A 15,529-nucleotide genomic window follows, 5' to 3' on the forward strand; every position below is an offset into this window, starting at 1 on the left:
CCTCCGTTTTTCTTTTAAATAATCTCAAAATATATTATACCACAAAGTAGAGTAAATTAAGAAAAGCAAGCAGAAGGAATATCTGACTTGCTTTATGAAGTATATATTTAAGGTTTTAAAAATAATTTTCTAAATGTTTCTTCTTTATTTTTATTCAAAGAAATCATGTTTAGATCTAAATGGTGATCAAATCCAACGAGTCTTCCCTTAGACGTATACTGGTGAAGATCATAATCAAGGTCTGTCACTGGAGTACTTTCAAAATAACCTGAATCAGTGCCATAAGTTGGAATCCATACAGCAGTAAAGTTATCAGTGCTGACACTATGCTCTTTCATGAAGTAGACTCCAATATAGATACCAATATTTTTGGCGCCTAGATCAGCTAGTTTAGCACGAAAGGCTTCGACACCTTTATTCATATCTGTCATGGTTTTTTCTTCAACATCGAGCCAATAGTAACTTGGATTATATGGAGATGCGGCATTGTAGAAAGCCTCAGCAGCCTTTTCCATATCCTCAACACTTTTAGCAGATACATAAGCATAAACTGCTACAGGAATATTCCTTTTTTGTAATTCTGTTATATGGCTTCTATAAGATTTATCTGTACCATTGGTAAATGATGCATCGTTCTCGGTTGTTATTTGATTTCCACTATGAACCCGAACGATTGCACCCGAAATATTCTTTGATAAAATATCATAATTTATTTCAGAAGGTCTTTGCCAACCAGATAAATCGATAATAGGTTTATCTAAATTGTGTAATGCTTGATTTTCTACTTGAACTGGATTCGGTTTAGTTTTAACAGGATGTTCTTCAAACCTTGGCCGGTTGATAATTAAAATCCCGATGAACACAGCTAGAATAGTAAAAACAAAAGCTGGATGAATTTTTTTTCTCATACTACTCTAGTTTATCGTAAATATGTTAAAAAATCAAAAAAAACACTCAAAACTAGCAGTTTGAAGCAATAAGTCTCCATGTGTTTTAGACAATTTTATGTTTGAAGAGGTAAAATATGGTATAATGTAATGGAAATTCTATAGAAAAGAGAAAAATATGGCAAATTATGCAATTATTTTAGCAGCGGGTAAAGGTACTCGCATGAAATCAGATCTTCCAAAAGTCATGCACAAGGTTGCTGGGATTTCTATGCTTGAGCATGTTTTCCGTAGCGTGGGAGCAATTAATCCTGAAAAAACAGTTACAGTAGTTGGACATAAGGCAGACCTAGTTGAACAAGTCTTAGCAGGTCAAACAGATTTTGTAAGACAGACAGAACAACTAGGAACTGGTCACGCAGTTATGATGGCTGAGCCAATCCTTGAAGGTTTGACTGGACAAACTTTAGTCATTGCTGGTGATACTCCTTTAATTACTGGTGAAAGTTTGAAGAACTTGATTAATTTTCATGTGAATCATAAAAATGTTGCTACGATTTTAACTGCTGAAGCGGATAATCCATTTGGCTATGGACGTATCGTACGTAATGAAAATGCTGAGGTTCTTAGAATTGTTGAGCAAAAGGATGCTACTGATTTTGAAAAACAAATCAAAGAAATCAATACGGGAACTTACATTTTTGACAATGCTCGTCTCTTTGAAGCTCTAAAAAATATTAATACAAATAATGCACAGGGAGAGTATTATATTACGGATGTAATTGGTATTTTCCGTGAAGCGGGAGAAAAAGTCGGTGCTTATACATTAAAAGACTTTGATGAAAGTCTCGGCGTCAATGATCGTGTAGCTCTTGCAACTGCTGAAGCTGTAATGCGCCGTCGTATTAACCAAGCCCATATGGTCAATGGTGTTAGTTTTGTAAATCCTGAAGCCACCTATATTGATATTGACGTTGAAATTGCTCCAGAAGTTCAAATTGAAGCTAATGTAACTCTTAAAGGAACTAGTAAGGTTGGCGCTGAAACTATTCTTACTAATGGTACCTACATCGTGGATAGTTCTATTGGTTCAGGAGCTGTAATCACCAACTCTACTATTGAAGAAAGTACTTTAGCTGATGGTGTAACTGTAGGTCCGTACGCTCATATTCGTCCAGGATCAAATCTTGATAAGAATGTGCACATCGGGAACTTTGTTGAAGTCAAAGGTTCAAGCATCGGTGAAAACACTAAATCAGGTCATCTAACTTACATTGGAAACAGCGAGATTGGTAAAGATGTAAACATTGGTGCTGGTACCATCACTGTCAATTATGATGGTCAAAAGAAATACAAGACTATCATTGGAGACAATGTATTTGTAGGTTCTAATTCAACTATCATTGCACCTGTAGAGCTTGGAGACAATTCACTTGTGGGTGCTGGTTCAACTATTACCAAGAATGTTCCAACAGATGCTGTAGCCATTGGACGAGGACGTCAAACTAACAAAGAAAAACTTGCAACTCGTTTACCTCATCATCCTAAGAATAAATAGGAGTTTCTAATGCAATTCGAAGAAAAGACACTTAGTCGTAAAGAAATTTATAAAGGCCCAATTTTCCAGCTGGTTCAGGATCAAGTTGAATTACCTGCTGGAAAGGGAACTGCTCAGCGAGACTTGATTTTTCATAATGGTGCAGTCTGTGTCTTAGCTGTTACTGCAGAAAATAAAATCGTCTTGGTCAAGCAATATCGTAAGGCGATTGAAAAAATTTCTTATGAAATTCCTGCAGGTAAACTAGAAATTGGTGAAAATACTGATCCTGAAGCTGCAGCCCTTCGTGAATTAGAAGAAGAAGCAGCTTACACTGGTAAATTAAGTCTTTTGTATGACTTTTATTCGGCAATTGGTTTTTGTAACGAAAGACTAAGATTATATCTAGCCAGTGACTTAGCCAAGGTTGAAAACCCACGTCCTCAAGACGAAGATGAGACCATAGAGCTACTAGAAGTTAGTTTAGAAGAAGCAAAAGCACTTATCCAGTCTGGTCATATCTGTGATGCTAAGACTATCATGGCAATCCAGTACTGGGAATTACAAGAAAAATAGAGGAGGAACCCATGGGAAAACCTTTATTGACTGATGAAATGATTGAAAGAGCTAATCGAGGAGAGGACATCTCTGGTGCTCCCTTGTTTGATAGCGAGGAGACAAAGATTCTACGGACTTCTTCTCGAGGAGTTTCATATAATCAATCTAAAGATCATGGTTTTAGCCAGGAAACTTTAACAATTGAAGTCGAGCCTTCAATTCATAAGAGCCGTCGAATTGAAAATACTAAGAGAAACGTCTTTAACTCTAAGTTGAATAAGATTCTTTTTGCTGTTATTTTACTCCTGATTTTGCTAGTTTTAGCAATGAGATTTATTTAAGGGGACTATCATGAAAATTGGAATTATTGCAGCTATGCCAGAAGAACTGGTTTATCTTATTCAACATTTAGAAAATGCAAAAGAAGAGACGGTATTAGGAAATAAGTATCATACGGGTAAAATTGGTTCAGTCGAGCTTGTCTTGGTCGAGAGTGGTATCGGTAAAGTTATGTCTGCTATGAGTGTAGCAATCTTAGCTAACCACTTTAAAGTAGATGCTGTTATCAACACTGGTTCAGCTGGTGCTTTAGCAGAAGGAATCGAAGTTGGAGATGTAGTGATTGCTGATAAGCTAGCTTATCATGATGTTGATGTGACTGCTTTTGGTTATGAATACGGTCAGATGGCCCAACAACCTCTTTACTTTGAAACAGATAAAAAGTTTGTTAGCTTGATTCAAGAGAGCTTGTCTAAACTAGACCAAAATTGGCATTTAGGTTTGATTGTAACTGGAGATAGCTTTGTAGCTGGTGGAGACAAGATAGCCGCTATAAAAAAACATTTCCCTCAAGTTCTTGCTGTGGAGATGGAAGGAGCCGCTATCGCTCAGGCAGCTCACGCGCTAAATTTACCTTTCTTAGTCATACGTGCCATGAGTGATAATGCTAACCACGAAGCTTCTATTTCATTTGATGAATTTATCGTTGAAGCAGGACGTCGCTCCGCGCAGGCGCTCTTGACACTTTTAAAATCTATTTATGATTAAAATACAAAGAACACTGCTTGGTGTTCTTTTTTTTTTCGAAAATAAGTAAGATTTTTCCAAGAACGGTTATTTTTGGTCTTTTTTGATATAATAGAAACATTGATTTGAAGAATAGGGAGAGAAAATGAATCCTTTATTACATGGTATGAATGACAAACAGGCAGAAGCGGTCAAAACAACAGAAGGGCCACTGCTTATCATGGCAGGGGCTGGTTCTGGTAAGACACGAGTTTTGACTCACCGTATTGCCTACTTGATTGATGAAAAGATGGTCAATCCCTGGAATATCTTGGCTATTACCTTTACCAATAAGGCTGCGCGTGAAATGAAGGAGCGTGCTTATAGTCTCAATCCAGATACACAGGACTGTTTGATTGCGACTTTTCACTCTATGTGTGTGCGCATCTTACGTCGTGATGCAGACCATATCGGCTACAATCGTAATTTCACTATCATTGATCCAGGTGAGCAGCGAACACTGATGAAACGTATTCTCAAGCAGTTAAACTTGGATCCAAAAAAATGGAATGAACGGACTATTTTGGGGACCATTTCCAATGCTAAAAATGACCTGATTGATGATGTGGCTTATGCTGCCCAAGCAGGAGATTTGTATGCAGATATTGTTGCTAAATGTTATACGGCCTATCAAAAGGAACTTCGTCAGTCAGAGTCGGTGGACTTTGATGACTTGATTATGTTGACCTTGCGTCTGTTTGATCAAAATCCTGATGTCTTGACTTACTATCAGCAAAAGTTCCAATATATCCATGTTGATGAGTATCAAGATACCAACCATGCCCAGTACCAACTGGTCAAACTTTTGGCTTCTCGCTTTAAAAACATTTGTGTTGTTGGGGATGCTGACCAGTCTATCTACGGTTGGCGTGGTGCAGATATGCAGAATATCTTGGATTTTGAAAAGGATTATCCAGATGCCAAGGTTGTCTTGTTAGAGGAGAATTACCGTTCAACCAAAACCATACTTCAGGCTGCTAATGACGTTATCAAAAACAATAAAAATCGTCGTCCTAAGAATCTCTGGACACAGAATGCAGATGGTCAACAGATTGTTTACTACAGGGCCAATGATGAACAGGATGAGGCTGTTTTTGTAGCTAAAACCATCGATGAACTTGGTCGAAGCCAAAACTTCCTCCACAAGGATTTTGCAGTTCTTTACAGGACCAATGCCCAGTCGCGTACCATTGAAGAAGCTCTGCTCAAGTCTAATATTCCTTATACTATGGTTGGTGGAACCAAATTCTACAGCCGTAAGGAAATCCGCGATATTATTGCTTATCTCAATCTCATTGCCAATTTGAACGACAATATCAGTTTTGAGCGTATCATCAATGAACCAAAACGTGGTATTGGACCAGGAACTGTCGAGAAGATTCGAGACTTCGCAAACATGCAAGAAATATCCATGCTGGATGCGTCCGCCAATATCATGTTGTCAGGAATCAAAGGTAAGGCAGCTCAGTCTATTTGGGACTTTGCCAATATGATTCTTGATTTACGAGAGCAACTAGACCAACTAACCATCACAGAGTTAGTGGAGGCAGTCTTAGAAAAAACGGGTTACGTGGAGATTCTGAATGCTCAAGCTACCTTGGAGAGCAAGGCTCGGGTTGAAAATATCGAGGAATTCCTTTCGGTTACCAAAAACTTTGATGATAATCCTGAAAGTCAAGAGGAAGAAACTGGCTTGGATAAACTCAGTCGTTTCTTAAATGACCTTGCCTTGATTGCAGATACTGACTCAGGCAGTCAGGAAACATCAGAAGTAACCTTGATGACCTTACATGCTGCCAAAGGGCTCGAGTTCCCAGTTGTCTTTATCATCGGGATGGAGGAGAATGTCTTTCCTCTTAGCCGTGCAGCTGAAGATCCTGATGAACTGGAAGAAGAACGCCGTTTGGCCTATGTAGGTATCACGCGCGCTGAGAAGATTCTCTATCTGACAAACGCAAACTCTCGCTTGCTTTTCGGGCGTACAAGTTACAATCGTCCGACCCGTTTTATCAACGAGATTAGTTCAGATTTGCTTGAATACCAAGGTTTAGCTAGTCCTGCTAATACAAGCTTTAAAGCATCTTACAGTAGTGGTGGTACTACATTTGGTAAAGGAATGAGTCTTGCTCAGGCATTACAAGAACGAAAACGCAATGCTGCGCCAACATCTATTCAGTCAAGTGGCCTACCATTTGGTCAGTTTGCAGCTGGTTCTAAATCGGCTTCTAGTGAGACTAGCTGGTCTATCGGTGATATTGCTCTTCATAAAAAATGGGGTGAAGGAACTGTTCTTGAAGTATCAGGTAGTGGATCAACACAGGAATTAAAAATCAATTTCCCAGAAGTCGGTCTCAAAAAACTTTTGGCCAGTGTTGCACCGATTGAGAAAAAGTAAGTTTCTAAACGAATAAAATACCCTCTTGAAATAGCAAGGGGGTATTTTTTTGATTCTCTTATCACAAGATTGTGATAGTTTACAAGTTTTTAACAAATAGCTTTTTAAACTTCACTATCTAAAAGAATAGTGTATAATTGCAACTGTTTATAAAAGGAGTAGAAAATGTCTGAAAAACAAATGAAAACATTGGGATGGATTGCAACATTCATGTCTGTAATGATGTATGTCTCTTATATTCCTCAAATTATGAATAACCTTGCTGGTCAAAAAGGGAACTTTATCCAACCAGCAGTTGCAGCTCTAAACTGTTGCCTCTGGTGTTATTATGGCTTCTTTAAAGAAAAGAGAGACATCCCTATCGTTGTGGCAAATATCCCTGGGATTATTTTAGGAATTATCACTGCATTGACCTCTATATACTAAAAATGAAAAGCAACTATCAGAATGAACTGGTAGTTGCTTTTTTATTCTACAAAATATATTTCTCAATTGCGCGTGCAACACCATCTTCCTCATTGCTGGAAGTTACGGCGTCAGCAAGAGATTTGACGTGGTCGTTGGCATTTCCCATGGCAATACCAAGCCCTGCAAACTGGAGCATCTCAATGTCGTTATTTGCATCACCCATAGCCATGATTTCAGAAGGTTGGATATCCAAAATCTCAGCCAAACGAGAAAGAGCAGAAGACTTGGTTGTGCCAAGTGGCATCGCTTCATAGATCACTGGTTGAGAACGAACACCGCTAAATCTTTGACAAAGTTCTGCAGCAAATCGCTGTTCAAAGTCATCCGTTTGCTCTTTTGTGCCTAAGAACATACCCTGGAACATGCGATATTTACCACTAGTAGCTTCTTCCAGTGAGATTTCAGTCAGGTCAGCAAAAACAAGTGTGGCATCATATTGAATGATAGGATTTGGTTTGCCTCCGAGAACGAAGTAGTGTTCCTCATCAAAGAGAGTCAACTGAACCTCGCTCTTTTCAGCAAGCTCATTCAGGTATTCAATGTCTGACTTGCTAAGTTCGCGCCAGTCAATAAGACTCCAATCACTGGTTTGATGGGTTGAACAACCATTATTAACGATGACGTATTCATTTTCCAAATCAAGGCCAAGTTTCTTATAGTAGGGAAGAACTCCAAAGAGAGGACGACCAGTACAGAGAACCAGTTTGACACCTTTGTCGATAGCTTTATGAATAGCATCAATATGAGCTTGAGGGATTTCTTTGGCTTCGTTAAGTAGAGTACCGTCCATATCAAGGGCAAGTAGTTTAATCATAGTATTTCCCTTTCTCGTCTTTTGCCTATATTATAGCATATTTTGGGAATAAGAGGCAGAATCTTCTGTTAAATCATGGTATAATAATAGGTAATGAAAAAACAAACGAGGCTGAGATGAAACTACTGTATACCGATATTCGGACTTCTTTGACAGAAATCCTAACCAAGGAGGCTCAAGGACTAGTAGCCCAAGGCAAACGAGTCTTTTACATTGCCCCTAACTCTCTTTCTTTTGAAAAGGAACGCGCCGTGCTGGAGTGCTTGAATCAGCAGGCTTCTTTTGCTATCACAGTCACGCGCTTCGCTCAAATGGCTCGTTATCTGGTCTTAAATGATATTCCTGAGAGGTCTAGTCTCGATGATATTGGGCTAGGTATGGCTTTCTATAAGTGTCTGTCCGAGATTGATCCGAAGGATTTACGTGTTTACGGGGCAATTAAGCAAGATCCTCAATTCATCCAGCAACTAATTGAGATTTATCACGAAATGACAACTGCAAAGATGAGTTTTTTGGACTTGGAAAGTTTGACAGATGCTGATAAACGCTCTGATTTACTCTTGATTTTTGAAAAGATAACAGCGTATTTAAATCAAGGTCAAGTTTCACAAGGGATTCCATTATCCTATCTGATTGATGCTATCGAAGAAAACAAGGTAAGTAGTGATTTTAGTAAGATTGCTCTAGTTATTGATGGTTTTACCCGTTTTTCTGCAGAAGAGGAACACCTAGTGGATTTACTTCACCGCAAGGGTGTCGAGATTATGATTGGCGTCTATGCGACGAAGAAAGCCTATACTAGCCCCTTTAGTGAAGGAAATCTCTATCAAGCCAGTGTTGAGTTTCTACGTCATTTAGCTTATAAATATCAGACCAAGGCAGAAGATGCCTGTCAAGAACATGAGAACCTTGATGCTTTTGCCAAAGCCTCAAGACTTCTCGAAAGTGCTTATGATTATTCTGAAATCAGCATCGATGTGGATGATAAGGATAGAGAAGACTTGCAAATCTGGTCTTGTCTGACACAAAAAGAAGAGCTGGAACTTGTTGCTCGTAGTATTCGTCAGAAATTGCACCAAGAAGCTAATCTAAGCTATAAAAATTTTCGTATCTTACTAGGAGACGTAGAGTCTTATAAACTGTCCTTGCAGACAATTTTTAATCAATATCAGATTCCTTTCTATCTAGGGAGAAGCGAGTCAATGGCTCATCATCCTTTGACTCAATTTGTAGAATCTGTGGGACGTCTCAAACGGTACTATTTCCGTCAGGAAGATTTAATAAACCTCTTGCGAACCGGCTTATACACCGATCTCGATCAGGAAGAAATCGATAGCTTTGAACAATATATCCGCTATTTAGGTATTGATGGTCTTTCTAACTTTAAACAAGAATTTACAAAAAATCATCATGGGAAATTTGATTTAAAAAAATTAAATAAGCTACGTGTTCGTGTTCTAAATCCACTAGAAACTTTATTATCCAGTCGTAAGCAAAAGACTAAAAATATCCTTACAAAATGGAACAACTTTTTGAAGGATTCATCTGTGACCAAGCAATTACAATCTTTATCTGAAACCATGGAAGCAGCAGGGCAAGAAAGACAAGAGGAGGTCTGGAAAGCATTTTGCCACGTAATGGAGCAATTTGCGACTGTTTTTGAAGGGTCCCAGGTTACTTTAGATGATTTCTTGGCTCTTCTTCATTCAGGGATGTCCTTATCAAATTATCGTACAATCCCAGCAACGGTAGATACGGTTCTGGTGCAAAGTTATGATTTGATTGCACCTTTGACTTCTGATTACATCTATGCACTTGGCTTAACTCAAGATCACTTGCCTAAAATTACCCAAAACATGAGTTTATTGAGTGATGAAGAGAGAGAAGTCCTGAACCAAACGACTCAAGAAGGTTCTCAATTATTGATTGATAGCCATGAAAATCTTAAGAAGAATCGCTATACCATGCTTTCTTTGATAAACTCTGCTAAGAAGCAATTGGTCCTATCAGCGCCAAGTTTGCTCAATGAAAACGAGAGTAAAGAGTCGATTTATCTGAAAGAATTACAGGATTTTGGTTTTACCAAGACTGAAAAGAGAATCGACCGAAGAAATATAACAAAGGATGATATTGGTTCTTATCACAGTCTGTTGTCTAGTCTTGTTGCTTATCACCAGCAAGGTGAGTCGGAGACAAGTGAGCAGGACTTAACCTTTATTAAGGTTCTAGCTCGTGTCATGGGGAGAAAATTAGAAGATCAAGGTCTTGATAATCCTGTCCTACCGACAAGTCCGAAAAGTAAGACCTTAGCTACTGAAACTCTGGAAGCCTTGTATCCTCAAGATCAAGATTTCTATCTATCAACTTCTGGATTGACAGAGTTTTATCGAAACGAATACAGTTATTTCCTTCGATATGTCTTAGGCTTGCAAGAAGAGTTGCGTCTACGACCTGATGCACGAAGTCATGGGAATTTCTTGCATCGTATTTTTGAACGCGCTATGAAACTTCCTGCTGATACATCTTTTGATCGCCGCTTGGAACAAGCAATTTCTGAAACCAGTCAAGAACGTGAGTTTCAAGCCATTTATCAAGAAAGTTTGGAAGCCCAATTAACCAAGGAAGTTCTTTTAGACGTTGCGCGTGCAACTGGGCACATTCTTCGTCACAATTCTGAAATTGAAACAATTCAGGAAGAGGCAGTCTTTGGTGGTAAGGAACAAGCTTTTGTTCAGTTAGAAAACGGCAGAAATGTCTATGTCCGTGGTAAAGTTGACCGTATCGACCGCTTAAAGACAAGTGATGCTATTGGTGTTGTAGATTACAAATCATCTCTAACTCAGTTTAACTTCCCTCTCTTTTATAACGGCCTTAACTCGCAATTACCAACCTATCTGGCTGCTCTTAAGAAAGAAGGGAATACAGACTTCTTTGGTGCTATGTATTTAGAGATGGCTGAGCCAGTTCAGTCCTTACAAACTGTTAAAACTCTTTCAAAGGCTTTAGCAGAAACGACTAAGAGTATGAAATATCAAGGGTTATTTCTCGAAAAAGAGATAAAGAACCTTGGGGAACTATATAATAAAAACAAGACCTATCAGTTGTCTGATGAGGAATTCCAGTTATTGCTGGACTATAACGCCCTTATTTATAAGAAAGCAGCAGAGAAAATTTTATCTGGTAGATTCTCAATCAATCCTTATACAGAAGACGGCAGAAGTATTGCTCCATATGTTCAACAATATCAAGCGATTACAGGTTTTGAAGCTAATTACCATCTAGGTCAGGCTAGATTGTTAGATAAGGTGGCTAAGAGCAATGATAAGGAAGCGTGGTTTAATAAAATAAGAGAGGAGTTAGAGCGATGAAATTTTTATCCCAAGAAGAGATTGAAAAATTGCAAATAGCAGAAGCTCATTCTGACAAGAACCCCAAGAAAACTGCTGAGCAAATTCAAGCTATTTACAGTTCTGGTCAAAATATTTTGGTCTCAGCATCCGCTGGCTCAGGGAAAACCTTTGTCATGGCTGAACGAATTCTTGACCAACTAGCGCGTGGTGTTGAGATTCGCCAACTCTTTATCTCAACCTTTACGGTAAAGGCAGCAACCGAGTTAAAAGAACGCTTGGAGAAGAAAATTAGCCAACAAATCCAAGAGACTCAAGATCTGGAATTAAAAAAACACCTCGGCAGACAATTAGCTGATTTACCCAACGCTGCCATCGGAACTATGGACTCTTTTACTCAGAACTTCCTAGCTAAACATGGTTATCTTATTGATTTGGCTCCAAACTTTCGCATTCTTCAGAATGAAAGTGAGCAACTCCTCTTAAAAAATGAAGTCTTCCAGCAAGTTTTCGAAAGACACTACCAAAATCAGGAACAAGCCAAGTTTAGTCAGCTGGTCAAGAACTTTGCAGGCAAAAGCAAGGATGCACGTGGATTGCGGAAACAAGTCTATATGATTTATGAGTTCTTACAATCCACTAGTAATCCTCAGGTTTGGCTAGAGGAATCTTTCTTAAAAGGCTTCGAACAGGCTGATTTTACGATTGCCAAAGAAAAACTAGCAGAAGATATAAAGGAAAAACTCTGGGATTTAGAAAGCTTTTTCCGTCATCATTTAGAGAATGATGCCAAGGAATTTGGAAAAGCGGCCTACTTAGAATCTGTCCAACAAGTTCTTGATGAAATTGGGGCTTTAACGCCTGAATCAACTTTTAAGCAATACCAAGAAGTTTTAGAGCGAGTTGTGGGTATTTCTAAGGAAAAGGGTGGCCGTGCTCTTACAAATGCTAGTCGTAAGACTGAACTCCAAGTTCTAAAAGAAGTATATAACCAAGAGAGAAAAGACAAGTTTGAAAATCTAATTGCACTAAATGACAAAATAACATTATTGAAATTCCAGGAAAAATATCATCAAGAGTCTTGGGACTTGGCAAAGACTTTCCAAGTCTTCATGAGTGATTTTGTTTCAGCTTATCGAAAGCGTAAACGTGAAGAAAATGCCTTTGAATTTGCTGATATTAGCCACTATACCATTGAGATATTGGAAAACTTCTCTCAGGTGCGACAAGAGTATCAGGAACGTTTCCACGAAGTTATGGTCGATGAGTACCAAGATACCAACCATATCCAGGAAAGAATGTTGGAGCTCCTCTCTAACGGACATAACCGTTTTATGGTGGGAGATATCAAGCAGTCTATTTATCGTTTTAGACAGGCAGATCCCCAAATCTTCAATGAAAAATTCCATAGTTTTGCTCAAGATAGTGAAGAAGGTCAGTTAATCCTGCTCAAGGAAAACTTCCGTAGTAGTTCAGAAGTACTAAATGCTACCAACGACGTCTTTAAGCATCTCATGGATGAGGAAGTTGGAGAGATTTCTTATGACGGCATGCATCAACTTGTTTTCGGAAATACTGATTTACACCCAGATCCAGAAAACAAGGCAGAAGTCCTCTTGTATGATAAGAATGTTGATAGTGATTCTAAGGAAGAGGAAGAGTTTTCGTCCAACAAACTGACTGGTGAAATGCGAATGGTCATTAAGGAGATATTGCATCTTCATAATGATAAAGGGGTTCCTTTCAATGGCATTGCTCTCTTGACTGCCAGCAGAAGCCGGAATGACCAGGTTTTACTTGCTTTGTCGGAATATGGGATACCAGCTAAAACTGATGGCGCTCTAAACAATTATTTGCAATCTTTAGAAGTGCAGGTTATGTTGGATACTCTTCGTGTTATCCATAATCCTCTGCAAGACTTTGCTTTAGTAGCTCTCATGAAGTCTCCGATGTTTAGCTTTGATGAAGATGAATTGGCTCGTCTAGCTCTACAAAATTCTGAGGATAAGGTTCAAGAGAATTTTTATGAAAAACTAGTCAATACTCAAACAAAAACTAGTATTCAAAAGGATTTAATTAAGCCTGAACTCCATAAAAAGCTTAACCTTTTCTTGGAAACTGTTAATGCTTGGCGTTTGTTCTCAAAAACGCATTCGCTTTATGAACTTATTTGGAAAATCTATAGCGAACGTTTTTACTATGATTATGTTGGTGCTTTACCAAATGGTCAGGCTAGACAGGCCAACCTCTATGCCCTAGCACTACGAGCTGACCAGTTTGAAAAGAGTAATTTTAAAGGCTTATCACGTTTCATAACTATGATTGATCAAGTCTTGGAAGCCAAGCACGACCTTGCCAGTGTTACTGTAGCTCCACCTAAGGATGCTGTGGAGCTTATGAGTATTCATAAGAGTAAGGGGCTTGAGTTCCCTTATGTCTTTATTCTCAATATTGATCAGCAATTTAACAAGCAAGATTCCATGTCTGAAGTTATCCTAAGTCGTAAAAATGGCCTTGGTCTTAAGTACGTAGCTAGAGTTGCTACAAATGCAAAAGAGGAATATCTTCCATCAACGATTAAGTTATCCATCCCAAGCTTGACTTATACTCAAAATGAGGAAGAGCTCCAATTAGCAAGCTATTCTGAGTTGATGCGTTTACTTTATGTAGCCATGACTCGTGCTGAGAAAAAACTCTATTTAGTCGGAAAAGGATCTCGTGAAAAGTTGGAGTCTAAAGTATTCCCGACAAATGGGAAAGGTCTTTTGACTCGTGAAACTAGACTTGATGCTCAAAATTTCCAGGACTGGATTTGGGCAATCTATCAGACCTTTTCTAAAGAGGACTTACACTTTAGTGTGCGATTTGAAGGTGAAGAACAACTGATAGAAGAAGCTATCGGTAAATTGGAAACTAAAAGCCAGCTCCAAGATCTTTCTCAGGCAAGCAACCGTCAGTCTGATACCATTAAGGAAGCTTTACAAATGCTGAAAGAAGTGGAGGTGTATAATGAAATCCACCGTGCAGCGATTAATCTTCCGAGTGTTCAGACCCCAAGTCAGATTAAGAAGTTTTATGAACCAATCATGGATATGGAAGGTGTAGTAGTAGCTGGTCAATCTAAACCAAAAGAATCTAATCTTCAATTTGAACTACCAGATTTTTCTAAGACTGAAAAAGTTACTGGAGCTGAGATTGGTAGTGCCACCCATGAACTTATGCAACGAATCAACCTTTCTCAGAAGCCAAGTATAGAAACTCTGGAAGAAGCTTTAGAACAAGTGCAAGCAAGTTCAGCTGTTAAAGATAAAGTGAATCTAGAAAAAATCTTGTCTTTCTTTGATACAACTCTTGGTCAAGAGATTCTTGCAAACCAAGATAAACTTTATCGAGAACAACCTTTCTCAATGTTAAAACGAGATGATAAGAGTCAGGAAGATTTTGTTGTCCGTGGAATCTTAGATGGTTATCTCCTCTATGAGGATAAGATTATTCTATTTGACTACAAGACAGACCGATACGATCATGCTAGTCAACTGATTGAGCGTTATCGTGGTCAACTAGAACTTTATGTAGAAGCCTTGTCTCGTTCTTACCAAATAAATAAAGTTGAAAAATATTTGATTTTACTTGGGAAAGAGTTGGTTGAGGTAGTCGAAGTGAACTAATCTTGTAAAAACTATTGCCTTTCTTGGCAGTAGTTTTTATTTATTTTCAGTTATGGTATACTAGTTTCAGAAAAGGATGTAAAAGAATCTATGTCAAAAGAAATCGATATCGAATACTACCACCAATTAGCATTACAGAAGCAAAAAGAACATCGGAAATTTCTTGGAAATTTAAAAAAGAAAGCTCCTAAAAATTTAGATAAAATTGCACTTGAAATCCATCAAGAGGTTTTTGAAGAAATTGACTGTACAGCCTGTGCAAACTGCTGCAAGAGCCTTGGACCAGACTTTAAAGAAGCAGATATCACACGCATTGCCAAGTACTTTAAAATGAAATTACCAGCCTTCGAAGATGAATTTCTACAGGTAGATGAAGACGGTGATAAGATCTTTAAGTCAATGCCATGTCCATTTCTCGGTGGTGATAATCTCTGTTCCATCTATGATGTCCGTCCCAAGGCTTGCAGAGAATTTCCACATACCGACCGTAAAAAGATTTATCAAATTAATAATCTGACTATCAAAAATACTTTAACTTGTCCCGCAGCCTATCTCTTTGTCGAGAAATTAAGAGATAAAATAGAGTAAAAGAAGAAATACTGTTCCATTATAAGCGAAGGTGCTTAAGTTAGTTAATTAAAAATACTTATGACTCTGTTACTTTTAAAAAATTATAAAAAAACCGTTCCCAAAGTATATAAATTGTATAATTTCTTGCATTTTAACTAACTTTCTTTTATAATAGATTATAGTTATTTAGACAAGTGATTTTGTTTTTATAGTTGGTATT

At 38.2% G+C, this 15,529-nt stretch carries 11 protein-coding genes; 9 read left to right on the plus strand and 2 right to left on the minus strand.

What is annotated here, in order from left to right:
* Positions 1-107: 107 nt before the first annotated feature.
* Positions 108-908, minus strand: coding sequence for a glycoside hydrolase family 25 protein (locus FN031_RS02015; protein ID WP_142557165.1), 801 nt, complete (start codon positions 906-908; stop codon positions 108-110).
* A 157-nt stretch (positions 909-1,065) separates the two neighbouring features.
* Here FN031_RS02015 and glmU point away from each other — a divergent pair, with 157 nt between their 5' ends.
* From glmU to FN031_RS02045, 6 genes are all read left to right on the plus strand, one after another.
* Positions 1,066-2,445, plus strand: a complete 1,380-nt coding sequence (gene glmU, locus FN031_RS02020) for a bifunctional UDP-N-acetylglucosamine diphosphorylase/glucosamine-1-phosphate N-acetyltransferase GlmU (RefSeq protein ID WP_142557167.1) — start codon at positions 1,066-1,068, stop codon at positions 2,443-2,445.
* Between the two features lie 9 nt (positions 2,446-2,454).
* Positions 2,455-3,000: an NUDIX hydrolase gene (locus tag FN031_RS02025; protein ID WP_142557169.1), complete on the plus strand. Its 546-nt coding sequence runs from the start codon at positions 2,455-2,457 to the stop codon at positions 2,998-3,000.
* Between the two features lie 11 nt (positions 3,001-3,011).
* Positions 3,012-3,323: a cell wall synthase accessory phosphoprotein MacP gene (macP, locus tag FN031_RS02030; RefSeq protein ID WP_142557170.1), complete on the plus strand. Its 312-nt coding sequence runs from the start codon at positions 3,012-3,014 to the stop codon at positions 3,321-3,323.
* Positions 3,324-3,333: 10 nt separating this feature from the next.
* Positions 3,334-4,029, plus strand: coding sequence for a 5'-methylthioadenosine/adenosylhomocysteine nucleosidase (locus tag FN031_RS02035; protein WP_142557173.1), 696 nt, complete (start codon positions 3,334-3,336; stop codon positions 4,027-4,029).
* Between the two features lie 124 nt (positions 4,030-4,153).
* Complete coding sequence (pcrA, locus tag FN031_RS02040; RefSeq protein ID WP_142557174.1) at positions 4,154-6,442, plus strand: DNA helicase PcrA; 2,289 nt, start codon at positions 4,154-4,156, stop codon at positions 6,440-6,442.
* A gap of 165 nt (positions 6,443-6,607) precedes the next feature.
* The gene (locus tag FN031_RS02045; protein WP_142557176.1) at positions 6,608-6,868 is read left to right on the plus strand and encodes a SemiSWEET family transporter; all 261 of its coding nucleotides are present in this window, start codon (positions 6,608-6,610) and stop codon (positions 6,866-6,868) included.
* Positions 6,869-6,914: 46 nt separating this feature from the next.
* Here the strand turns inward: FN031_RS02045 and FN031_RS02050 are convergent, their stop codons facing one another.
* Positions 6,915-7,724: a Cof-type HAD-IIB family hydrolase gene (locus FN031_RS02050; protein WP_142557178.1), complete on the minus strand. Its 810-nt coding sequence runs from the start codon at positions 7,722-7,724 to the stop codon at positions 6,915-6,917.
* 116 nt (positions 7,725-7,840) lie between these two features.
* Here FN031_RS02050 and rexB point away from each other — a divergent pair, with 116 nt between their 5' ends.
* The 3 genes from rexB to FN031_RS02065 all read left to right on the plus strand — a co-directional run bounded on the left by rexB (position 7,841) and on the right by FN031_RS02065 (position 15,327).
* Complete coding sequence (gene rexB, locus FN031_RS02055; protein WP_142557181.1) at positions 7,841-11,092, plus strand: ATP-dependent nuclease subunit B; 3,252 nt, start codon at positions 7,841-7,843, stop codon at positions 11,090-11,092.
* Positions 11,089-14,739 carry a helicase-exonuclease AddAB subunit AddA gene (addA, locus tag FN031_RS02060; RefSeq protein WP_142557183.1) on the plus strand — a complete coding sequence of 1,217 codons (3,651 nt, stop codon included), beginning with the start codon at positions 11,089-11,091 and terminating at the stop codon, positions 14,737-14,739. Before rexB ends, addA begins: the two co-directional genes overlap by 4 nt.
* 90 nt (positions 14,740-14,829) lie before the next feature.
* Positions 14,830-15,327, plus strand: coding sequence for a YkgJ family cysteine cluster protein (locus FN031_RS02065; RefSeq protein ID WP_006152239.1), 498 nt, complete (start codon positions 14,830-14,832; stop codon positions 15,325-15,327).
* Positions 15,328-15,529 lie beyond the last annotated feature (202 nt).

Source organism: Streptococcus mitis, assembly GCF_902159415.1.
Lineage (GTDB): Bacteria > Bacillota > Bacilli > Lactobacillales > Streptococcaceae > Streptococcus > Streptococcus mitis_BG.

Coding starts and splice junctions, on each gene's coding strand:
- FN031_RS02015 (WP_142557165.1), bottom strand. CDS start 908: ATGAGAAAAAAAATTCATCCAGCTTTTGTTTTTACTATTCTAGCTGTG.
- glmU (WP_142557167.1), top strand. CDS start 1,066: ATGGCAAATTATGCAATTATTTTAGCAGCGGGTAAAGGTACTCGCATG.
- FN031_RS02025 (WP_142557169.1), top strand. CDS start 2,455: ATGCAATTCGAAGAAAAGACACTTAGTCGTAAAGAAATTTATAAAGGC.
- macP (WP_142557170.1), top strand. CDS start 3,012: ATGGGAAAACCTTTATTGACTGATGAAATGATTGAAAGAGCTAATCGA.
- FN031_RS02035 (WP_142557173.1), top strand. CDS start 3,334: ATGAAAATTGGAATTATTGCAGCTATGCCAGAAGAACTGGTTTATCTT.
- pcrA (WP_142557174.1), top strand. CDS start 4,154: ATGAATCCTTTATTACATGGTATGAATGACAAACAGGCAGAAGCGGTC.
- FN031_RS02045 (WP_142557176.1), top strand. CDS start 6,608: ATGTCTGAAAAACAAATGAAAACATTGGGATGGATTGCAACATTCATG.
- FN031_RS02050 (WP_142557178.1), bottom strand. CDS start 7,724: ATGATTAAACTACTTGCCCTTGATATGGACGGTACTCTACTTAACGAA.
- rexB (WP_142557181.1), top strand. CDS start 7,841: ATGAAACTACTGTATACCGATATTCGGACTTCTTTGACAGAAATCCTA.
- addA (WP_142557183.1), top strand. CDS start 11,089: ATGAAATTTTTATCCCAAGAAGAGATTGAAAAATTGCAAATAGCAGAA.
- FN031_RS02065 (WP_006152239.1), top strand. CDS start 14,830: ATGTCAAAAGAAATCGATATCGAATACTACCACCAATTAGCATTACAG.